Annotated in this window: 26 protein-coding genes and 1 other RNA gene; 3 read left to right on the top strand and 24 right to left on the bottom strand. The window is 30.6% G+C overall.

All coding sequences use genetic code 4. The features are described 5' to 3' along the window. Window positions 1-45: 45 nt before the first annotated feature. The 6 genes from rplL to ACWXVT_RS01825 form a co-directional block, all read right to left on the bottom strand. Window positions 46-414, bottom strand: coding sequence for a 50S ribosomal protein L7/L12 (gene rplL / locus ACWXVT_RS01850; protein WP_455967837.1), 369 nt, complete (start codon window positions 412-414; stop codon window positions 46-48). A 14-nt stretch (window positions 415-428) separates the two neighbouring features. Further along, complete coding sequence (gene rplJ, locus ACWXVT_RS01845; RefSeq protein WP_455967835.1) at window positions 429-926, bottom strand: 50S ribosomal protein L10; 498 nt, start codon at window positions 924-926, stop codon at window positions 429-431. A 140-nt stretch (window positions 927-1,066) separates the two neighbouring features. Next, a complete protein-coding gene (locus tag ACWXVT_RS01840; RefSeq protein ID WP_455967834.1) occupies window positions 1,067-2,638 on the bottom strand; it encodes an alpha-amylase family glycosyl hydrolase in 1,572 nt (523 codons plus the stop codon). Window positions 2,639-2,640: 2 nt separating this feature from the next. Beyond that, the gene (holA, locus tag ACWXVT_RS01835) at window positions 2,641-3,588 is read right to left on the bottom strand and encodes a DNA polymerase III subunit delta (RefSeq protein WP_438341265.1); all 948 of its coding nucleotides are present in this window, start codon (window positions 3,586-3,588) and stop codon (window positions 2,641-2,643) included. A gap of 119 nt (window positions 3,589-3,707) precedes the next feature. After that, window positions 3,708-4,643, bottom strand: a complete 936-nt coding sequence (locus tag ACWXVT_RS01830) for a ComEC/Rec2 family competence protein (RefSeq protein WP_455967833.1) — start codon at window positions 4,641-4,643, stop codon at window positions 3,708-3,710. Between the two features lie 344 nt (window positions 4,644-4,987). Continuing rightward, on the bottom strand, window positions 4,988-5,506 hold the full coding sequence (locus tag ACWXVT_RS01825; RefSeq protein WP_455967831.1) for an MAG0490 family ComEA-like DNA-binding protein: 519 nt from the start codon (window positions 5,504-5,506) through the stop codon (window positions 4,988-4,990). 81 nt (window positions 5,507-5,587) lie between these two features. On the opposite strand from ACWXVT_RS01825, the gene rnpB reads away from it, so the two are divergent. The 3 genes from rnpB to pgsA all read left to right on the top strand — a co-directional run bounded on the left by rnpB (window position 5,588) and on the right by pgsA (window position 7,246). Then, window positions 5,588-5,896: RNase P RNA component class B (gene rnpB / locus ACWXVT_RS01820), an RNA gene on the top strand. A gap of 173 nt (window positions 5,897-6,069) precedes the next feature. Next, window positions 6,070-6,684, top strand: a complete 615-nt coding sequence (locus tag ACWXVT_RS01815; RefSeq protein ID WP_438341268.1) for an MHJ_0274 family protein — start codon at window positions 6,070-6,072, stop codon at window positions 6,682-6,684. Then, window positions 6,671-7,246 (top strand): CDP-diacylglycerol--glycerol-3-phosphate 3-phosphatidyltransferase, encoded by a 576-nt coding sequence (pgsA, locus tag ACWXVT_RS01810; protein ID WP_455967829.1) that lies wholly within the window; start codon window positions 6,671-6,673, stop codon window positions 7,244-7,246. The genes ACWXVT_RS01815 and pgsA overlap by 14 nt, the downstream gene beginning before the upstream one ends. Window positions 7,247-7,280: 34 nt before the next feature. On the opposite strand, the gene hpt is transcribed toward pgsA, so the two are convergent. The 18 genes from hpt to rpsK form a co-directional block, all read right to left on the bottom strand. Further along, a complete protein-coding gene (gene hpt / locus ACWXVT_RS01805; protein WP_438341270.1) occupies window positions 7,281-7,823 on the bottom strand; it encodes a hypoxanthine phosphoribosyltransferase in 543 nt (180 codons plus the stop codon). Further along, window positions 7,823-8,482 carry a deoxynucleoside kinase gene (locus ACWXVT_RS01800; protein WP_438341271.1) on the bottom strand — a complete coding sequence of 220 codons (660 nt, stop codon included), beginning with the start codon at window positions 8,480-8,482 and terminating at the stop codon, window positions 7,823-7,825. The genes hpt and ACWXVT_RS01800 overlap by 1 nt, the downstream gene beginning before the upstream one ends. Before the next feature lie 133 nt (window positions 8,483-8,615). Further along, window positions 8,616-9,086 carry a transcription elongation factor GreA gene (gene greA / locus ACWXVT_RS01795; protein WP_455967828.1) on the bottom strand — a complete coding sequence of 157 codons (471 nt, stop codon included), beginning with the start codon at window positions 9,084-9,086 and terminating at the stop codon, window positions 8,616-8,618. A gap of 10 nt (window positions 9,087-9,096) precedes the next feature. Continuing rightward, entirely contained in the window at window positions 9,097-9,783 is a 687-nt protein-coding gene (locus ACWXVT_RS01790) for a BC85_0335 family putative methyltransferase (protein ID WP_438341273.1), read from the bottom strand. Continuing rightward, window positions 9,776-10,036: a hypothetical protein gene (locus ACWXVT_RS01785; RefSeq protein ID WP_438341274.1), complete on the bottom strand. Its 261-nt coding sequence runs from the start codon at window positions 10,034-10,036 to the stop codon at window positions 9,776-9,778. Before ACWXVT_RS01785 ends, ACWXVT_RS01790 begins: the two co-directional genes overlap by 8 nt. 1 nt (window position 10,037) lies before the next feature. Then, window positions 10,038-10,466, bottom strand: a complete 429-nt coding sequence (gene ruvX / locus ACWXVT_RS01780; RefSeq protein WP_455967826.1) for a Holliday junction resolvase RuvX — start codon at window positions 10,464-10,466, stop codon at window positions 10,038-10,040. Further along, window positions 10,459-13,131 (bottom strand): alanine--tRNA ligase, encoded by a 2,673-nt coding sequence (gene alaS / locus ACWXVT_RS01775; RefSeq protein WP_455967824.1) that lies wholly within the window; start codon window positions 13,129-13,131, stop codon window positions 10,459-10,461. The genes ruvX and alaS overlap by 8 nt, the downstream gene beginning before the upstream one ends. A 2-nt stretch (window positions 13,132-13,133) precedes the next feature. Then, window positions 13,134-14,252: a tRNA 2-thiouridine(34) synthase MnmA gene (mnmA, locus tag ACWXVT_RS01770; RefSeq protein ID WP_438341277.1), complete on the bottom strand. Its 1,119-nt coding sequence runs from the start codon at window positions 14,250-14,252 to the stop codon at window positions 13,134-13,136. A 29-nt stretch (window positions 14,253-14,281) separates the two neighbouring features. After that, window positions 14,282-14,986 carry a hypothetical protein gene (locus tag ACWXVT_RS01765; RefSeq protein WP_438341278.1) on the bottom strand — a complete coding sequence of 235 codons (705 nt, stop codon included), beginning with the start codon at window positions 14,984-14,986 and terminating at the stop codon, window positions 14,282-14,284. Window positions 14,987-15,116: 130 nt separating this feature from the next. Continuing rightward, complete coding sequence (gene ftsZ, locus ACWXVT_RS01760) at window positions 15,117-16,265, bottom strand: cell division protein FtsZ (protein WP_438341279.1); 1,149 nt, start codon at window positions 16,263-16,265, stop codon at window positions 15,117-15,119. A gap of 17 nt (window positions 16,266-16,282) precedes the next feature. Beyond that, entirely contained in the window at window positions 16,283-17,455 is a 1,173-nt protein-coding gene (locus ACWXVT_RS01755) for a hypothetical protein (RefSeq protein ID WP_455967822.1), read from the bottom strand. A 3-nt stretch (window positions 17,456-17,458) separates the two neighbouring features. Then, the gene (gene rsmH / locus ACWXVT_RS01750) at window positions 17,459-18,340 is read right to left on the bottom strand and encodes a 16S rRNA (cytosine(1402)-N(4))-methyltransferase RsmH (protein WP_438341281.1); all 882 of its coding nucleotides are present in this window, start codon (window positions 18,338-18,340) and stop codon (window positions 17,459-17,461) included. A gap of 11 nt (window positions 18,341-18,351) precedes the next feature. Beyond that, window positions 18,352-18,792 carry a division/cell wall cluster transcriptional repressor MraZ gene (locus ACWXVT_RS01745; RefSeq protein ID WP_438341282.1) on the bottom strand — a complete coding sequence of 147 codons (441 nt, stop codon included), beginning with the start codon at window positions 18,790-18,792 and terminating at the stop codon, window positions 18,352-18,354. Window positions 18,793-18,920: 128 nt separating this feature from the next. Beyond that, window positions 18,921-19,538: a hypothetical protein gene (locus tag ACWXVT_RS01740; RefSeq protein ID WP_455967820.1), complete on the bottom strand. Its 618-nt coding sequence runs from the start codon at window positions 19,536-19,538 to the stop codon at window positions 18,921-18,923. Window positions 19,539-19,611: 73 nt separating this feature from the next. Then, window positions 19,612-19,806, bottom strand: coding sequence for a 50S ribosomal protein L32 (gene rpmF, locus ACWXVT_RS01735; protein ID WP_438341284.1), 195 nt, complete (start codon window positions 19,804-19,806; stop codon window positions 19,612-19,614). 42 nt (window positions 19,807-19,848) lie between these two features. Further along, window positions 19,849-20,211, bottom strand: coding sequence for a 50S ribosomal protein L17 (gene rplQ / locus ACWXVT_RS01730; RefSeq protein ID WP_438341285.1), 363 nt, complete (start codon window positions 20,209-20,211; stop codon window positions 19,849-19,851). Continuing rightward, window positions 20,211-21,209: a DNA-directed RNA polymerase subunit alpha gene (locus ACWXVT_RS01725; RefSeq protein ID WP_438341286.1), complete on the bottom strand. Its 999-nt coding sequence runs from the start codon at window positions 21,207-21,209 to the stop codon at window positions 20,211-20,213. The genes rplQ and ACWXVT_RS01725 overlap by 1 nt, the downstream gene beginning before the upstream one ends. Before the next feature lie 13 nt (window positions 21,210-21,222). Beyond that, window positions 21,223-21,597, bottom strand: coding sequence for a 30S ribosomal protein S11 (rpsK, locus tag ACWXVT_RS01720; RefSeq protein WP_438341287.1), 375 nt, complete (start codon window positions 21,595-21,597; stop codon window positions 21,223-21,225). Window positions 21,598-21,599 lie beyond the last annotated feature (2 nt).

The following is a 21,599-nucleotide window of genomic DNA, read 5'->3' as shown; positions in this document are numbered from 1 at the left end:
AACAACAAAAATGGCATAGAGCCATTTAATGTTTATAGAAAATTATTAATCGATTGAAACTTCTGCACCAGCAGCAACAAGTTTAGCTTTGATTTCTTCAGCTTCATCTTTTTTAACGTTTTCTTTAACAACTGCAGGAGCTGATTCAACTAATTTTTTAGCTTCCATTAGTCCTAATCCCGTTGCTTCTTTAACAGCTTTAATAACGTTAACTTTTTGGTCTCCAGCTGATTTTAGAGTAACATTGAATTCTGTTTTTTCTGCTGCACCATCTGCTGGAGCGGCTGCTGCTACTGCAACTGCTGAAGGGTCAATTCCGAATTCTTCTTTTAGTCCTTCAACTAGTTCCATAACTTCTTTAATGTTCATTTCTTTTAATGCAGAGATAAATTCTTCTTTTGTTAATTTTGCCATAGTTTTTACCTATCCTATCCTTGTAATTTGTTTTCTTTTACTAACATATCTAGACCAATTGAAAGATTTCTCAATGGTGCAAGTAGTGAGTTTCCAAGTAACATAAGTGCTTCTTCGTAGCTTGGTAGAGAAGCAACTACTTGAACTTCTTGGGCATCAATTACCCGGTTTTCATAAATTCCAGCCACAACTTCTAGTTGAGGGAATTCTTTAGCAAACTTAGCGATAACTTTAGCTGCTGACATATCATCGTTATTTGAAAATGCATAAATGTTAGCACCTGTTAAGTAGTCGTTAAGAGCTTCGTGACCTAAAGCAGGAGTAGCTTGTTTTACTAAACGGTTTTTGTAAACTTTTAAAGTTACACCTAGAGCTTTAGCTTCTTTTCTCAATGTTTGTAATTGTTCAACGTTTAATCCTTGGTAACGTGCAACAACTAGAGCATGAGAATTTTTTAAAGCATTAGTAATTTCGTCAACTACCAAAACTTTAGCATTTCTTAAGTCGCTCATTTTGTCTCCTTTTAAGATTTGGATACAATACATCAAAACTTCTATACTCGATAACAAATTAAGCTTTCGCAGTTATTGTCTTCATATATTGCTTTTCAATTTTATCACATTTTAATTAATAATTAACATAAGTTTTTAGCTTATTTTTCAGCATTAAATTTCTCAATGTCATCGTCTTTTTTAACTAGGATTAAACTTTCGAAAGCATCTAGTTGCTCTGGTATTGTGGTGTAGGTTTTATCTGAGTAGCTAGAAGCAAAAATTTGTCATTTTTTACCTACCTTGTAGTGACGAGGTTTTTTGCTTAAATTAACAACAAATATCATTTTTTGATTTTGGTGTTTACGGATAACTTTTAAAATTTTGCGATTTAGTGAGATTCTAAAATGAGTTGAACCATACTTCATTAAATCACCTCAATCATCATCATTAACAAGACTTAGTAAGAAGCGATAGAAATTAAGCGGTGAATTTTTATTGTTTGCTTCTGAAGTAAAGTTAATTTCCTTAAAGTTTTCTGGTTTTGTAAAACTAATTTCTCTTTGTTGTGAAAATCCAGCATTAAGTTGATTAGATCAGCTCATTACCCCATTAGTACTAATTGGGTGTTGATAGGATATTGATTTTAAAAACTTTTCGTTACTAATATTTTTTGATTCAAGATTACGTTTAATTTCATTAAAATTAGCAATTTTGTACTGTGAATTATCAGAAATCTTTGCTTTTAACATTCCAAGTTCATCACCATAATAAGTTGATGTTGAGTTAGCACTAGAGAACAACAACAAGGCCAGTGACTTAGCAGACTCAAATTTGTAAGCATTTTCATCACCCCAACGTGAATTAATTCTTCCTGTTTTATCTGATGCAAGTGAAATAATAAATTGATGCAATTTTGAGTATTTTTTGATTTCTTTAAATAATTTTGCTGGCCGGAAAGTTCGCATCAGGTAGTTTTTATAATTTTTGTCTCTTCCAATTAAAGCAAAGTAATTTAGAAACACATAATCGCAAATAGTAGCATCAGCTGAAAGAAGTTTTTTTATGAATTTATGAGATACATTGTTGGCTGATAAGACTAATTTAATCTCACCATCATAACGTTTTGTCATGATGTAAATTTCTTTCAATTTTTGAATCAATTCAGAAGAAAAAGTGTCGCTTTTTTGTACTTGTAAAACTTCAGCATTTTCAATAAAAATATACTTAAATCCTAAACGTCCATAAAATTTCAGGATTGTTTCATAATAGCTTAAGATGTTCGAGTTTAGATCAATTTTGTTTTCACGAACATGTTCGAAAGATACATAACGTTCTAAACTTGATAATTCTTTTTGTTCTTCAAGTGTTTTGTTGTTGTCATAAAATTGATTAGCACGTTTAAAGTTCGTGTAAGTTTGTTGAATTTTTTTAATGTCTATTGTGACAGCTGAAGCAATATTTTTCTCTGCTAATAATTTCACCATTCTTCGCAAGTCATAAAGAGATCCATAGCGATTATGGATTTCATTGATGTTGTCTAATTCCTGGTAGTAGTCAAGGATATTGTTGAACAAAATGACATTAAAATTCATTTTTTCAAAATATTCAATTTTTCTTTCTACTCCTTGATAATCTCCAAAACCAGAATTATTTGTGTCTAAAAATTTGTCAACTTTTAGCTCATAGAAATTTAATTTTGGGTATTTTTTATTCAAAAAATCATTATTCATTTTTACTCCATTAAAACAGTTATAAACTTGCTTAAACAAACTTCTTCAGATAAAAAACCTTCTTTTAAATCTAAATCAAGTTGGCTTACTTGTGACATTCAGCTTTGAATTTGTTCGATTTTATGAAAATTTAAAAAGTTATTGATTAATTTGAAACGAAAGGCATGTAATTTCAGAATCATTATAATTTCTGAATCTGACAGCTTATTTTGCCTTAAAACGTGGATTTTTATTGCTTGTTCTAAGATATTTACTACTCAAGTGTTAAGTAATGCAAAAGGAGTCCCCATAAGCATTTGCTCTTCAAATTTTTCGTATAGTTTTTCATTGCTTACACATTTTAGAAAGGCATCACCAAATGCAAATTCAGGATTTTCAGAAAACATTATTTCATCATTTTCCATTGTTTTAAGAGTTATTGGTTGTTCTTTGTTAACTAAGTATTTATCTAAATCTTGGCAAATTAAGAATAAATTCGAACCATAACGAGCAACGATATCGTTTATTGCATCAGGAGTAATAGAACCCTTGTTATCTTCGACATATTTCTTGATAAAAGCATTCATTTCATATGCTTTTAGTTTATTAACTTTTTTGACATTTGCTTTTTTTGTTAGATATTTGAATATTTTTGATTGACTAATTTTAGCTTCTTGTTCACTATATAAAGAAATCAAAACTTCAACTGTTGGCGATAAATTATCAAGAACCTCAATAAATTTGTCGATGTCTTTTTTTTGATTTTTTAAGTCTTTAAATAGCACTAAATTTTCAATAATTACCAATCTTTTTTCATCGAAAATATCAACTGAAGAAAGTGCATCAAAAATATCTTCCAAATCAGAAGATTCATCAAACTTACGACGGTCAAAAACATCCTTGTTTGCCTTTATAAACTTTTTAATATAAAATTCGACGAAAAATTTTTCGTCACCATAAACAAAATTCATAATTCTAATTATACCCATTAACTTTTTTGCTGAAAAGTGATATTGTAAAAAGTTGACTTTTTCTTATAGAAAGAAAGGTTATCCAGTCGAAAAAATGCACAGATTTTCACCAATATTGATTAAGTGTATTTAAGAGTTGTGAATTCTCATTTTGATTTTACTTTTTGTTGCTTTTGAAAATAAAATCAAGGTAGGCAAAATAAGTAGAAATATAGAAACGATGTTGTACCAAAACTAAGGATAGGAATAGTGGAAGGTAATGATGTTAAGAAATTCAAAATTCAATTCAAAGAATTAAAGATCAAATAATTAGTATATGGTGACCAAAAGAAAAGAAGTGAATTCAGATAAATGAATGGAATTATTGCGCTAAAGAGCAATTGATAAAATAAAGCCAAAACATTTATTCGTTTCATTATTGATGAAAATAAAACGAGACTGAGAATATAAGCAAGTAGATTAATTTTAATAAACTTCAATCGTGTGTCTTTTGTTGCGACATTCAAACACATAAAAGTTAAGCTATAACTAGCTATTGCACCAATGTTGTAAAAAAGAGTAGGCATGTAAACAAAATTAATAAAGAGCGTTAAATAAAAAGCTAAAACTTTATTTGATTTGTTTGGTTTTTTGCAATCCAAAAGATAAAGAATTACAAAGTAAACAAAGCACCTTAAACCACTGATTGAAAAATTCAGTAAACACAACAATAAAAACAAAATTACAAATGTTGAAAAGTAACAAATGTGGTTATTGATTTTTAACTTTTTAAACATTGTCATTAAACCAAATCCTACTAGTCCAAAATGAAATCCGCTAACCACAAAAATATGACTAATATTCAACTTATAAATGTGCTGAACCACAATGTCATTTTTATCTTTAATACCAAGTAATAAAAGCTTAAGAAACGTTTGGGAAACAACATCGTTTCTTTCAATGTTGTGAATTAAAAAATTGTAAATTTTATTATTATTAAAGACTGAAAAAGTACTGGTTTTAAGTACAAAATCAATTTTTAGTTGGTCTAGAAAAGATTGAGTGTTTTCATTCAAATTTTTTTCAATACAACCTTGTATAAAATAATAGTTTTGAGGCTTAATATAATTTACGTTTTGAACTAAAAAAGTTTTGTTTAAAAACTGGAAAACAAGACCTCTTCTGAATATTATTTTTGGCCTGACAATAACACTAAAGTGCTGGGCATTTTGTCACGCGAGATTAGAAATTAATAGTGCTAACAATAACAAACAAGATAATATCAAAATGGATTTTCAAAAACCTAAACTTGCTATTTTTGATGCTATTAAAAGAATAATAATTGGAAGTAAATAAAAGTTGTAATTTTGAAAAAAATAATAACCTAAAATCACAGTCAAGAGACTTACTCAACCATGCTTTACAAAATTAAATGCTCGCGCAATTTGGCAATAGTAATTTCACCAATTTGATCAAGTTTGGCAATATCTTCTCATTGATAATAAGTGTTTTCTTCGAAATAATTGAAAAGACTCTTAGCTTGTTTAGGTACAATGTTAAGGATTTTAAACTTCTCGATTGTATTAAAAAAACTCACAGGCAATTTAAAGTCCGGCTTAAAAGGGATTTCAACATTCATTTTGTCTTTTAGATGCATACTTAGATCAATTTTTGATCAATCAGCTTGCTTCATTATTCCGACTTTTTTCAAAACGGTTCTCAAAGTTGCATCTTTTTCGAAGTAGTATGTTCCAGGTAATTCTATTGCGCCACTGACAGTGATTTGAAAAAATTCGTTGTAATGCTTGTCATTGTTCCTTTTCTTAGATTTTAGAGTTGACTGGTTTTTCAAATGATTAATACTCAATAAGGAAGCAACCAAAACACTGCCTAGGGCAATGAAAATTAGAACGTTTTTAATCTTTTTAAACTTTTTCATCTACTTATTTAAGTAAATTTTGCTGCGAGTTTTTAAATCGAGTAGATATTCTTTTTTTCAAAAATTAATTTATAATTCTTAATGGCTCGTCGATTGCTGCATTTGTAAAAAATGTAGAGGAAAATCCCGGCTAGCACTTTCTGCGATGAAAGTAGTGTTTGTGCTGAATCTAATAAATTCAGGCAGCATTTGATGCTGACGACTAGTGACACAGAAACTAAGTCTGCCCGTTAGGGTAAGAGTGCAAAGGTTAAACTCCGCAAGCTAGAAACCTAAATTATGGTAAGGGAGCTTGGTTAAGGGAATTGAACCAAAACCGAGAAGAATATCAATATTCTTAGATAAATAATCGACATCAATTTACATTGATACAAAACCGGGTTTAAGAGCAGGCACCTTCGGGTGCTTTTATTTTATCTACTCACTTTAATTTTACTATATCGATTTTGTTGAGTCAAGGGATGAGAAAAATGTGGGAATCAAGCTAGCTTGGGCTAAAAAAGACTAAGATTGCTTATGTTATAATTTTAGAAGTTATTAATTCATTAATAAAAGGAACTAACATGCAGAACAATCAATTACTAATCAATTTTGCTGAAGCAACAAACACTCAGCAACGACCAACTAGCGCAATGTCATGAGTGACTTATGCAATTTTGGGTGGTATTCTAGTTATTTTGGTAGGTTACATTATTTTCAAAATTATTAAGCACTTTGTTGATAAAAAACGGGAAGTAAGAAAACGTATCAAAAGAATCGAAGTAAACAAAGAAGTTTATCGTGAATATGTTGTAACTATCAATGAAATTATTGATTACTCACTTGAAGAATTAGACAAATTCCAAGTTAGTGTTGGACAAAGAAAAATGTCTGAACTAAAAAATGGAGCTGCTAAACTTTTACAAGTTTTATATGAAAGAGAAGACTTTAAAGATTTTAAAGAAAGTGAAAAATATCAATATTTTGTAAAAGCTTTGGTTACTCTAAATAACACTTCATTGAATACTTGACACAAAAAATGTCAGGAAGAAATGAACTATTTTAAACAATTGCAGACTGAACTGATTGATGATGATGTGCTGAAAACATATCGTCAAAATGCTAAACAAAGTATTAGAGAAAAATTTTATGACGATGAAGATTTAGAACTTGAAGAGGCAAATGATGGAAAACAATAATATAAAAACAAAAATTCCTAATTTTTTAACCCTTTGTCGTTTGTTTTTAATAGTTCCTTTCATAGTTTTAATGATTGTTCTTAGATACGCTAACGCCATGCATTCAACGAAATGAATACCAATTTACTTCACCAACGTTGCTATCTTTATTTTCTGTATGATCACAGATTTTCTAGATGGTTTTTTAGCAAGAAAATGAAAAGTTGTATCAACGTTCGGAAAGATTTTTGATCCTATAGCCGATAAAGCAATAACAGTGTGTATGCTTCTATTTTTAGCATCAGCAGGGCTTACATATATTCCTTTAGTACTTGTTATTATTGTTCGTGACATTTTTGTAGACGGCGCAAGAATTTGAGCTATTAGTAAAAATAAAGAAGTATCTGCTTCAGTTTGAGGCAAAGTTAAAACTATTGTTATTTCTTTAGCATTGATTGTATTATCATTTGCAATATTTGCACCAACAGGCTTAAATATTTTATTATTCAATATTCCGTTAATAATAGGAGCAATTATTGCCCTAATTAGTGGAGTTATCTACTTAAACAAATACTTAAAATAATCAAAAAGCTCCTTGCATTAAACAAGTGAGCTTTTTATTTTATTAATTCTTTTTTGAGAGTTCCAATATATGGAAGGTTACGCATTTTTTCTTGATAGTCAAAACCAAATCCAACAACAAATTCATTGCCTATTTCAAAACCACTTTTATCGACTTTAAATTCACTTTCACGACCAATTGGTTTATCAAGTAAGCTTAAAACTTTTAAACTCTTAGGATTACGTTGTTTTAGCATAGCAACTACTTTTGAAATTGTACGTCCTGTGTCAACAATATCTTCAACAATCAAAACGTCTTTGTTTTCAATATCAAAAGCCAAGTCTAAAACTACTTTTACACTACCTGAACTCTTAGTTGAACCATGATATGAAGAAATTGTCATAAAATCGAGAATAAAATCAACACTAATAGTTTTGATTAACTGAGCAACAAAAGGTATTGCACCCTTTAAAATTGACACAATAATCAAGTCTTTGGAATCTTGATACTGACTATTTACTCAATCACTCAATTCAGTAATTCGCGTTTCAAGTTGACTTTGAGTAAAAAGAACTTTTTCAATGCGTTTATCAATCATTATTTTTTAAAATCCTTGGCGTAATTGTCAATAATTTCGATTGCTTTTTGCATGACTTGTTCTTCAGTCATATTATTTGTATCAATAACAACATGTTTTAGATTGTATTTTTTACATAATTCCAAAAATGTTGAGTAGTAATTAGCATGCAAGTGTTTGAAATAGTCATAGTTTGCTTCTCAGTTATCAACTTCACTTGCTCGACCTCTTTGAAAAATTCTTTTTTGGAATGTATCAAAGTTGATGTCTAAATAAATTGCTATATCAGGTAGTTCATCTTCAGTAATTAAGTGTTCGAATAAAGCATCATATGCTTTTAGATATCTTTCACCTTTTTGTTGCAAAATGATTTTTGCAAAAATGTAATGTTCTAGACTAAAACGGTCTAAGAAAATGTGATCTTTTTGCATATTAGGATTACTTGCTAAATAATCCTTCATCATTTGATTGAATTTTGTTGAGTGACTTTCAACTATGTAAGATTGAAAACCAATCGTTAAATCTGGTTTTTTCTCGTATAGTCATTTTAAAAATGTGTTGAATACTTCATCATTCTCGTCAAATTCGTGTAGTAATTTGGCGTTTTCATAGTGTTTTTGTAGTTTGTCCGATAGTGATGATTTTCCACTTGAAATCATTCCACTGATACCAATAATCATAATGTGTCCTCCCGTTTTTTATGTTTCTATTTTAGAGTAAAAATTGGGACTTTGAAATAAAAAAATGAATAATTTTTGACTACCACTTTTTGTCAAAATTTTGACAAAAAAATCACCGAAGTGATTTGTTTTTTTATTCGATATTAATGATTTTTACGATGTATTTTTCGGGCGCGTCAACTTCAGTTTCTTCGTTAACTTTTTTACCTAAAACTGCTTTTGCTAGTGGGCTTTGGTTTGAAATTTTCTTTGCAAAAGGATCAGCATCAAGAGAACCTACAATGGTTAAAACTTTTCTTTCACCATTTTTTTTGTTTTCGATTGTTACTGTAGAACCAATTGAAACAATGGTTTTTTTGTTTTTTGTGTCAATTAAAACGTGATTTTCTATAATGTGTTGAATTTCGTTAATTCTTGATTCAATTTGGGCTTGTTTATCACGGGCTGCATCATATTCAGCATTTTCTGAAAGGTCACCTTGTCCACGTGCTTCTTTAATTTCGTCAATAACTTGTGGACGAACTACATTACGTAAATAATCTAATTCAGCAACATATTCGTCTAAACGTTCTTTTGATAAGTAAATAATATCTTTTTCTTCCATTTTATCCTCTTTATTTTTTTAAAGTAGTTTTGCTTTTGTCATCTTTTACTATCAACAATAGTGAAACAGAACGATAACCAACTTTTTCAAAGCGGTAGTGACGTTGTTCTAAAAGTTCACAAATATGCTTAACTTGTCTCTTGGTATAAGAATTATAAATTAAAACTGTCATACCACTTTGTTTTGCATAATTTAATTTTAGCAATTGTTTTTCATAATCATCATCAAGACTACTCAACAAGAGTAATAAATCATAGTCTTTTTGCAATGAGTCCACTTTGTTTACTGTATTTTGTGAGTCAATATCAACAAAACCTTCAGATTTTGGTTTAAGCATATCAACATTCAAGCCAGGATTGTTACGTAACAATATTTGTGCTACAAAATCATCCACATTATCTTCAAGATAAACGTCTTTAAATTGATTAATAAAGGTTGTGTTAACTAAGAACGCACTCAATAGATCATTAGCTTTTCAATTTTCAGTTTTTTGTTGTAAAGCAATCAAATGTTTTTCGAAATCTGGACTGAAGGTAGCAGCTTCAGCAAATGCTTCCTCACGCATTTTGGTTTCGTATTTTTTTCTAAGTTTTATTACTGAACGATGCAAAATGAAGTAAGCAACAGCGGCAATTACAATAACAACAAAAACACTAATTAAAAGTGGAGTTTTTCAAGAAGCTCATTCTTTATTCATAAATTTCGTTTTCTTCTAAAAATTGGTTTAAAACTTCTTCCATGATGGCAAATTCATCATCTGGTAAAGCTACCAATTTTCCTTCTGAACGTTTAAACACTATTGCTTCGTTTTTTTCATCATCAGTAACAACAAATAGATATTCGTCTCCATTTTCACTATATTCAAATAAAACTATAGCATCCTGACTTTGATTATCATCACTCATGATAGTAATTTTTCTTTCTGGGTCACTTAAATAAATTTTGGCCATATTACTTTTTAAAATAGTAGGTCAGATAATCTTCTAAAATTAACTGAGCTGCTAATTTATCTTTAACTCCTTTGCGTTTTTTTCTTGAATAACCGGCATTGATTAAGATTGATTCAGCTCCGATTGTTGATGAGTGCTCGTTTACTAAAATAACTTTTTGACTGAAATTTTGTTCTAGTAATGTTTTAAATTCTTCAACCATAATACTTCGTTCTGATTTAGAATTGTCTTTTCTTAATGGATAACCCAATACAAAAACATCAATATCGTTTTTATATTGCTCTAAATACAATTGCACGCGTTTTATAACTGCTTGAAAATTATTTTCTTCAAAGCGAAAATTTTCCAAACCACTAGCAATGATGCAATCCGAATCAGTAATTGCAAAACCACAAGTTTTTGTTCCTAAATCGAAAGCTAATTTACGCATTGTTAATAATTGATAAAAACATTTCTTCTAGTTGTGTGCTATCTTTTTCGGTTTCAAAACTTCCTTGCGCTGCTATTGCATTTCCACCACCTTTACCATTATTTTTGTCAAGAATGGTTTTAAGGATTAAATTTGAAGGTTTTTGTTTAGATGCAACAGTTACAAATACTTTACCTTCATTTAGACTGTAGGCAATAATTAGTGCTTCCTGGTATTTTTCTCTTAATTCGATAGCTGTCTTTTTAACTAGGCTTGCTTCATCTGCTTGCAAGATTAGATATTGAGTTCCATTTGAAGAAACTTTAAGTTCAACACCACTCAAGTCAAGACTCGCATTTTGCTTTTGTTTGTGTAGTTCTTTGAAGTCATTTCTTAGTTTATCTTCTTCGTTTTCCAATTGTTCTAAGTAAGCATGTAATTGATCGTTTGTGTAACTAGTTGTATCAAAAAGACTCAACTCATATTGATAATTTGCATCAAGTTCAATGTTTTTTGCTTTTAATGCATTTAGTAATTCAATTTGTTCTTGAATTTTTTGTTCATAGTATTCTTTAACTAATTTAGTTGATGTTATAACTCTTAAACGATAAATTCCAGTTCCTTTTGAGTCAACAGAAATAATTTTAAAATCTTCTAAAAATCCAGTGCTTGGAGCATGTGTTCCACCACATAAATCTTTAGTAATTCCATCAAAAACAACTACACGAACATGGCTTTGGTCATGATAATCACTTTCTTCAATAGTCATGTATGCACCGAATGCTTCTGCTTCTTTGACTGACATAATCTTATATTCACGTTTAACATCACGAGCAATGTATGCTTTCATTTTAGCTTCGATACTTTGAATTTGCTCTTTAGTTGGTTTTTTATCAGCAGGGAAATCGAATGTGAAGTATTCAGGCATAATGCTTGAACCTAGTTGTTCGATCTTTTCATCATTAAATGTTTCTCTTAAAGCATGGAACATAATGTGTGTTGCTGAGTGCCCACGCATGTATCCTTGTCTTTTTTCTACATCGACAAAACAGTCGACAGGCAAGTCTTTTTGAATTTTTCCTTTAACTTTGTGAACATGGTTTCAGTGTTTATCTTTGAAAACGTCCAAAATTTCAATTTCTTCACCATCTTGAACCATTTTTCCTCAGTCATGGAATTGTCCTCCACTGGTTGCGTAGAATGGAGTTTTATCTAAAATTACATAACTTACATCTTCACTGTTATTGGTTTGCTCGATTTCCTCAAATTCATTTAGTAAGTAAAGAATTTTAGCTTTGTTATGTTGAGTTTCGCTATATCCTGTGAATTCAGATTCTAATTTTGTTATTAAATCTAATGAAGCAATAACTTTTTGCATCCCGCTTGCTACTTGTGAACGAGATTTTTCCCGGTGCATTTCCAGGTATTTATTGAATTCTCTAATATCAATTTTTAAACCTTTTTCAGCCAAAATTTCGCTAGTTAATTCAATTGGGAATCCATAAGTATCAAACATTTTGAAAGCAATTTCGGTTGAAATATTTCCTTCTTTTTCTATTTCTTTTTCAAGTAATTTTTCACCTTGATTAATAGTTTTTGAAAATAACATTTCTTCGTCGTAAATTACTTTCGAAACCGTTTCAACATCAATGTCGTAAATTAATGAATCTTTAACAGCTTGGACTAATTTGTATAAAAAGGCGCTACCTTCAATTTTTAGCTTCAATCCTGAACGATATGAGCGACGAATTAGACGACGAATAATGTAACCTCTTCCAACATTCGAAGGTTTCACTCCGTCGTTAATAGCATTAACACTTGCCCGCATATGATCTGCAATAATCTTAAATTGACTGTTAATGATTGCTTGTTGTTTTTCTTTTGTGAAGTAATTATTTATATCGTAACGGTAAGGTGTGTATTTTTCAATTTCATGAATAATTGTTTGGAATAAATCAGTATCAAAATTAGTTGGCACATCTTGAATAATGGCACATAAACGTTCGAATCCTGCTCCAGTATCAATGTTTTTATGTTTTAATTCGGTGTAATTATTTTCTCCATCATTATTAAATTGACTGAAAACGACGTTTCAAATTTCAATAAATCTATCATTTTCAATGTCATCTTTAATTAATTCCACACCACGACTGTCATATTTAGGACCTCTATCGTAATAAATCTCAGTACAAGGACCGCAAGGACCTTGACCGATATCTCAAAAGTTAGTTTCTTTTGTCCCTTTTATCATGTGGTTTGGATCCACACCCAGTTCCACTCAACGACGGTAAGTATCCATATCTTCTTCGTAAAAAGTAATGTAAATGCGTTCTTTTTCAAATTTCAGAACATCAAATACAAATTCATATGCAAAAGCTATCGCTTCATTTTTAAAATAATCACCGATACTAAAATTACCTAACATTTCAAAAAATGTGTGGTGACGAGTTGTGATTCCAACGTTTTCAATATCATTAGTACGAATAGATTTTTGCGCATTAGTTAGTCTTGGGAATGGGGGAATTTTTTTACCGCTAAAATAATCTTTTAAAGTTGCTACTCCACTATTAATTCATAAAAGTGAAGGATCATTAACTGGAATAAGGCTTTTTGATTCAACTACCATGTGGTTTTTTGAAGCGAAAAAGTCTAATCACATTTGTCTTATTTGTTTGCTTGTTAACATAATTAGTCCTCATATAAAAATGTTTTTAATTTGTCTTGATAATAAATCTTATCAATTATTGCACCACCAACAACTTTTTGACCGTCGTAAATAACAACTTGCTGTCCTGGTGTTACTGCTTCAGTGGCATCGTAAATTACTTCAATTTGATTGTTTGCTAAAACTTTAATTCGACATTTAATGTCTTCTTGACGATACCTAAATTTAGCTGTTAAATTATCACTATTTCACTCGTGAGCAATTTGATTAAAATCATTTGCAATCATTTTGTCGCTTAGTAAGTATTCTTTATTATCTTCATTGGCAACATAAATTTCTTTTTTAGCAATATTGTGTCCTACTACAAAGTAAGGCTTTTCAAAACCACCAAGGTTCAGTCCTTTTCTTTGTCCAATTGTGTAGTACATTGCCCCTTTGTGTTTACCGACAATTTTCTTTGTTTCGATATCAATAATATTTCCAGGTTGGGCAGGAATATAATTTTCTAAAAAGTCACTGAATCTTCTTTCACCAATAAAACAAATTCCGGTTGAATCTTTTTTATCAGCAGTGATTAAATCTAGATCGTGAGCAATTTGGCGAATTTCACTTTTTAGATAATCTGCCAGTGGGAATAATGACTTAGCAATTTGTGAATTAGAAAGTTGGGCTAAAAAGTAAGTTTGATCTTTGGAATTATCCTTGGCTCTAAACAATTGATCACCTACACTTTTGGCATAATGACCCATTGCAATATAGTCAGATTTTAGTGTCTGGAAAGCATATTCAGCAAAAGCATTAAATTTAATGTATTTGTTACAGAAAATGTCTGGATTAGGTGTTCTTCCTGCTTCATATTCACGAATTAAGTAAGAAAAAACATTGTCTCAATACTCTTTAACAAAATCTACTCTATGTAGTGGAATATCAAGTTTTTTAGCCACAGCAAGAGCATCCTGATAGTCTTGTTCTTGGGGACAAATATCTTGTGAAATATCATCATTTCCTAAAAAATCATTGTTCAACATACTGTCCCAATTACGCATAAAAAGACCAACAACTTCGTGGCCTTGTTTTTTTAATAAATATGCTGCAACACTAGAATCTACTCCACCACTCATTCCTACTACAATTTTTGCCATCTAATTCCTTTCTAAATAAAATATTTATTTTATTTTTTCAAAGTTAATGCTAATATTATACAACACACGACTGCCACTACTAGCACTATTAATAAAATGAATCAAAATGCTTTGTGACCTTCAATCTCGCCAATAACTCTTTCAGCGGAGCGCTCATTAGTTCTGAGTAAAAGTTTTAGTAGTTTCTTGTCTTTTTGTTCCAATTCTTGCACCACCTCTCTTTGTCAGGCACGAAATTCTTGTTTATCTTTTTCTCAATATTTTTGTGCTTTCTCATCTCAATTGGTTGCTTTTCTTCTTAGATGATGTTTCTCATGTGCAACAATTGAGAGTTGATTCAATCCATATATCTGGGTTTTCAGTAATTTTATGTAGTGGTGTTCGCTTCGATTTAATTGTTCAAAAATTGCAACACCGTGAGACTCAAGAATGAAATACTTAGTTCTTTTAATCAATCAGTCAGGATCTTTGTGTGATCTACTGTAGTATTCAAAACACTTGGTATACATGTTAGTTTTTCCTGATTCTTTCATGCTTTTTCAATTCTTTGAGGCTTTTAAAAATTCTCTTCTATGAGAAGCAAAACGTGATTTAAAATTTTCACCAGTTTGACCAACATAAAGTAAGTTTTGAATTCTTATTAAATAAATTCCTTTTAGCGAACCATGTCGATATTCATCATAGGGTTCTAGAGTAACTTGTTTTAGTCATTCATCAATAAATTTCTTTGTCATCGCTTAAATTATACTTAATTGCTAGTAAGACTGAAAAAGTACTCAAAATAAGATATAAATTGAAAAACAAGAACCTTGTTAGGTTCTTGTTAAAATGATTATCTTTTGCATTTGTAGCTTCGAAACATCACTATTCACCAAAGACATCTGATAGCTCATTTTCAAAACTGTGTTCATCTTCGATTTTGTTAAATTCATTTAGCATTGAATGCGAGTCTTTACTTAAAATAATTTCTCTTGTTTTATCTGATTCGAACTGAATATTTGAACTCTTAATTCTTTCATTAATTTCTTCTGAAATTTCATGACTTGATTGTTTTTTATTTTCGACACCGGCAGCAATAATTGTAACAATAATTGAATCATCAGTTTCTTTATCACTTTGTGATTGTGAATTGTAACCGAAAATCATATTAACATCACTTCCAATGATTTCTTTCATTGTTTCGTTTACGTTGTTAACGTCGTTTAAAGTACCTTTTTTACCGATTGAAATTTGAACTATACATTCTGTTGCACCTAGTATACTTGATTCTAAAATTGGACTTTTTAGAGCAGCTGCAACAGCTTTTTGCGCTTTATCTGTTCCAGTTGCCTGTCCGATTCCAACCACAAATTCTCCTGGGTTAGAACGAATTAGGGTGTTTAAATCTTCAAAGTCTAGGTTGATGTATGAAGGTAAAACTGTAATATCAATAATTGAGCGAATTAATTGTTTTAAAACTCTGTTTGAATATTTTCAAGATTCATCAATAGGAATATTTCCATATTCTTCTAACAATTTTTCGTTCGAAACAACAACATAACCATCAACATTTTTTCTCAGTTCTTCTAAACCTTTGTCAGCTGTTTGTCTTCTTTTGGTTCCTTCAAAACCGAAAGGAGTTGTAACAACTGCTAAAGTTAGAGCTCCTGATTCTTTAGCTAATTTTGCTATTTCAGGTGAAGCACCAGTTCCGGTTCCTCCACCCATTCCTGCAGCAATAATTACTAATTCAGCATTTTTAATTCTTTCACGAATTTCTTCTTTACTATCAATGGCAGCTTGGCGACCAACTTCGGGATTGGCACCAGCACCTCTACCACTTGCGTGCCCGATTTGCAAGCAGATAGATTGATCGGCAATATCTTTTAAAGCTTGTTTATCAGTGTTAACAGCAATATATTCAACCCCTTCAATTTTAACCACATCGATTAAACTTTTAATTGAATTATTACCTGCTCCACCAACTCCAATAACTTTAATTTTGGCAATTGCTGAAAGTTCTTTTTGATCCATAATGCTCCTTATATTTATTAATTAAATAACATGCGAATACGATTGAAAATACTAGTTTTAGTTTTAACATCTCTAATAACGTTTGTATCAATAATAAAGGTGTTAGTAATATCTTGTTCGTAATCGTTAAAGCATAAGTAATTGATTATTGCTGAATTGTTTAGTTTTAGATTTTTGTCTACAAAGCTTTGTTTGTTTAAAGAAAATGTAAAGTCTTCGGAAATTGTTTTAAAAAACTGCATCATGTTTTCTAAATTGATTAAATTGGATTTGTTAATAACCACATTAACACCAATTAAGTCATTTTCTTGACTAAAAGCTTTGATTTCTTGATAAATTGTTTCTCAAAAATTATTAATTAATGAATATAGTTGATACGTTTTTAAATTATTTCTATAAGTTAAACTTTGGTATGCATCTTTTACCATTTTTGGATAACTTACTAAAATATTTTGTGCTTCTTGAAAACTTAAGTTGTGTTTTTTAGCAATTTGTTTTACTAAATTTGCTAGACCAAAATTAATTGCTTTGTAATTGATTAAATTTTCTTTTTGAATAAGGCTTAATTCTAAATGTTCTTTTCCTAGAGTAACGCTAATTTGTTTTTGAGAACTATAAACGTTGCTTGCTAAATAAATGGCATTAACTTCGTTTTGCGACAAGAATTTTTCGACTTTTAAATTCAACTTTTTAACTAAAGCTTGCATCATTTCAAAAGCCTCGCTATCAATAAAACTTAAACGAGATTCTAGCATTAATTGGTTTACATTTTTATTGATTAACTGTTTTAAATTTTTATATTCTTGGAAGTTGTTGTCAACATTAGCAGCTACTTTTAAGTCTCTTTTTGAAATTAGATAATCATTTCCTAAATTGTTAGCAAAATGATTTTCGATTTCTTTTAGACAAAGAGCATCAAATTTTTGGCCGTGATAATTTGCTTGGTAATTTATAACTTGAGTTTTTAGACTTTCTGGCTTATCAAAAACACAAATAACATTGTTAATTGTTTTTTTAACATTAACAATTCTTTGAATTTCTTCAAATGCATTTTTAACTTGCGCTAAAGCCTGTTTGAATTCAATATCTTTTTGGAAAAGTGTATAAAAGTTATTGTTAATGCACTCTAAGGCACTAACTTCAAAGTTTTTGCTTTTCAGTTTTAAAAAAACCAAAACTTTTCTTTCCATAACTTAAATTAATTTCTCCAATACTCGTAATGTTGCTGAACGTGAGCGATAATTTTCAGTCGCTTCTTGTTCGGTGACAGTAATTTTTTTAAATTTATAACCTTCGGTAATTTGCACCGGAAGTTTGTAAGTATCGCTATTTATTTTTAACGATTTAAAGTAGTTCTTAACTATTCTGTCTTCTAAAGAATGAAAACTGATAACTGCCAATTTACCATTTTTAGTTAGTAATTCAACAGCTTGTGGCAACATTTTTTCAATTGCCTCAAATTCCTGATTAACTTCAATTCTTATTGCCTGAAAAATGGCGCGATAAGGATTTTTTTGACGCAATATTGCAGCAGGATAAGCATTTTTAATAACCTCACACAATTGCAAAGTACTATCGATTGGACGAGATTTGCAAATGGCCTTCGCAACTTTTGAAAAAAGCTTAACATCAGCGTTTTTTTGCAAAATCTTTGCCAATTGTTCTTCACTAGTTTGGTTAACAATATCTCAAGCACTTATTTCTTGCTCTTGATTCATTCGCATATCTAATTTAGCATCTTTTGAATAGCTAAAGCCGCGACTAGCATCATCAATTTGCGGACTTGAAATTCCTAAGTCTGCAATCAATCCATCTATTTTTGTAACGCCATAAGTTCGCAATTGTTCTTTTAAAGAAGCAAAATCACTATGTATCAAGGTGAATTTATTTGATACTTTTTTCAAGCGCTCGTTTGCTTCTAAAATTGCTTGTTTATCTTTATCGAAACAATATAAATGGCCAGTTGTTAATTTTTTTAAGATTTCTTCACTATGACCACCCCTTCCCAAAGTAACATCAACATAAATTCCATTTGGTTTTATGTCAAGAGCTTCAATACTTTCATAAAGAAGCACAGGAATGTGGGTTATAAGCTAACTCCACTTTCAAATAATGTTTGGGCTAGTTTGTCAAAGTTCTCATCATCATCCATTGAACCTTCGGTCGCTTCATAAACTTCCTTAGCGAAAATTTCTGAATATTGACCCATACCAATGAACACAACATCTTTTTTGATAGCGGCACGAGTAATGAAACGTAGGGGTAGACTTAAACGACCTGACTTGTCTAATGTTACTTCTTCGGTATTAGCGAATATGTAACGAGCAAAATTACGGGCATTTTTATCTAGCATATTGGTTTGATTCAATTTTTGTTGTAATAACTCAAATTGTTCTTGACTACGAACAGTGATTGAACTATCTAGTCCGTAAGTTATGAAAAAAGTGTTTCCTAACTCATTACGAAACTTAGAAGGTACAACTAAACGGTTTTTTTCGTCTAATGTTCGGTCATATTTACCATACATTCCCATTTCCTCCCACTATCACCCATATTATAATACATTTGTTTCCACCTATATCAAAAATATTTTGATTTTGGTTAAGAAAAGTAATAAAAAAAATACCTTAATAATAGGTATTTATGTAAAAATGGTTATTTTTGCTTCTTGGTAACATCTTCAAGCGTATAAGTGTGAAGATTATGCATTTCGTAATAGTGGTTTAAAAGTCCTGCTTTTTTGAATTCAAATTTTGTAATTTTACCACTATTGTTGTCTAAATCTAGACTTAGATATGTTTCGGCGCTACCAAAAAGTGGGTCAATAAATGCTCCAGGGCAGATTGTGGTAAATTTTTCATTTTGTACTAATAACGGGTATCTTCCAAAACCGTGAATAAAAATGTTGTTGTCAATTTCAAGATTTTTGCTGGCTAAATACTCTTCTACCTTAGTTGCAACTGAGAGCTCTGAGTTGTAATCAACTTCTTTTGCTCCTGATGGTTGGTAGGTTAGGTATACTCTTTTCTGAATATTGTTGGCAAAATTTAAAGTAACAGTTAAAAAGTTATCCAACTTGCTATTAATATCTTTTGGACCACGTACTGCTCAGTCAAAATGATTTTTAATTCGACTATCGGGCATTTCGCTATTTCCACAACTGATAAATTTAACTACTTGATTATCTTTTTTGGCGAATGATTTTTCGAAATGAATAAAATCTTCAATACTGATGTTGTCCTGGTTGATATTGGCAAAAATTATTAAACGCATAATAAATCCTTTACTTTAATTGTAACCAAAAATAAAAAAACCTCTGCCGAAGCAAAGGTTTTAATTAAATTAATTATTTGTCAGCTTTAGCTTTGAAGTTTGCTACTTTAGCACCTTTGTAGAAACCACATTCATTACAGATTGTATGTGATAAAACTGGTGCTAAACAGTTTGAACAGCTTGATTGTGCTTTAACATCTAAAGCGTGGTGTGCACGACGTAGGTGTTTTCTTTGTTTTGAAGTTTTACGTTTTGGAACTATAGCCATATTCTAATCTCCTTTATTGCTTCTAATTTAATTTGCTAGTAATTAAACTAAAGAAATCATTGCCATTGGAGCACCGTCTCCACGACGAGGTCCAGTTTTGATAATACGAGTATATCCACCATTACGTTCTGCGTAACGAGGTCCTAAAACTTCAAATAAGTATTGCACAGCATCACGTCCATCTTTCATTTGAACATCTCTTAAGTAAGCTGCTGCTTGACGACGACTTGCTAAAGTATTTTTCTTAGCCAAGGTAATAACTTTTTCCACCTTACGACGTAATTGTTTTGCACGTGGTAAAGTTGTTTCAACTTTTCCGTTTACTAAAACATCTGTTACTAGTGAACGTTGTCAGTGACGTGTTCATTTTGAATTACGTCTAAAAACTTGAACAGGATTTGCCATTATTCATCTCCTTTATTGGTTGATTCTTTTCACATTTGAATTTTCTTAATAATATCGTCGACTGATTTTTTACCTAGATTTTTAATGTTACCTAATTCATCTTCACTTAATTTAACTAAATCATCGATGGTGTTGTATCCAGCACGGTGTAAAGCATTAACTGAACGAATAGTTAAGTCTAATTTTTCAATTGGAAGAATTAATTTATCGTCCACTGGTTTTTCGATTTTTTCATCTTCAAAAAGATCAATTTGTTCAATGTTTTGGACATTTCCAATTACTTGCAAGTGAGCAATTAAGATTTTAGATGCTTGACTTAATGCTTCGCGAGCTTCAACTGTTCCGTCAGTTTCTACTCTCATTAGTAATTCTTCTTCCACTAAAGCACTTGAAGAGTTAAGTTCAATAGTTTGGAAGCTAATTTTTTTAACAGGACTGAAATCACTGTCAACTGCTAAATATTGTCCTGATTTGATTTTTGAATCTAGACGTTGTTCTAATGTTTGGATGTAAGCTTTGTTGTCTTCGAAATCAACAAATCCTCTTCCGGCACGTAAGAACATATCAAATTCTAGATCTCCATCTTTTTGGATGTCAGCAATGTAGCAATCTTTGTTAACAATTTCTAGACCGCTTGGAAACTCGATATCACGAGCATAAACTTCACCAATTTTGTTTGAACGGAAGCTTACTTTAACAATTTGATTTTTGTTAAATAGTTCTTCATTGTATGTGAAACGAATTTTAGTCAAATTTTGTAATAGTGTAACAACATCTTCTCTGATACCGTCGATTGTAGAAAATTCATGTTCGACTTTATTGATTTTGATTGCGAATGGAGCGCAAGAAGTAATTGATGATAGCAATGTGCGACGAAGCGCTGTACCCAGTGTATTAGCGAAACCTCTTGAAAGTGGTTTTAAGCTAAATGTTGAACTAAATTCATCAACTCTTTCACTGTTTAATTCTGAATAATTCATTTTTGCCATTTTTTCCATAATTACTTAAGCTCTACTTTCTTTTTAAAATTTTCTTAGGTGGACGGGTTCCGTTGTGTGGAACTGGTGTTACATCTTTAACTTCTTTAATGATTAAACCAGAAGTTTCGATTTGTTTACGAGCTGTTGATTTTCCAGCTCCTACCCCTTTAACTAAGATTTTTACTTCTTTAAGTCCAAATTCTTTAGCTTTTTCTAGGGCTGCAGCAGCTGCTAAACCAGCTGCATAAGGGGTTTTTTTCTTGGTTCCTTTGTAACCAATTGCTCCTGATGAAGATCACGCGAAAACATTACCTTTGTCATCACTAAATGAAACAATAGTGTTTTGGTAAGTTGAGTGAATGTGGGCGATACCGCTAGTAATAACTTTTTTTTGTTTTTTAGCCATTA

The sequence above is a fragment of the Mycoplasma sp. 1573 genome, from assembly GCF_053851775.1.
Note: the sequence above shows the minus strand (reverse complement) of the source record. Positions and strands in the feature narration are given on the sequence as shown.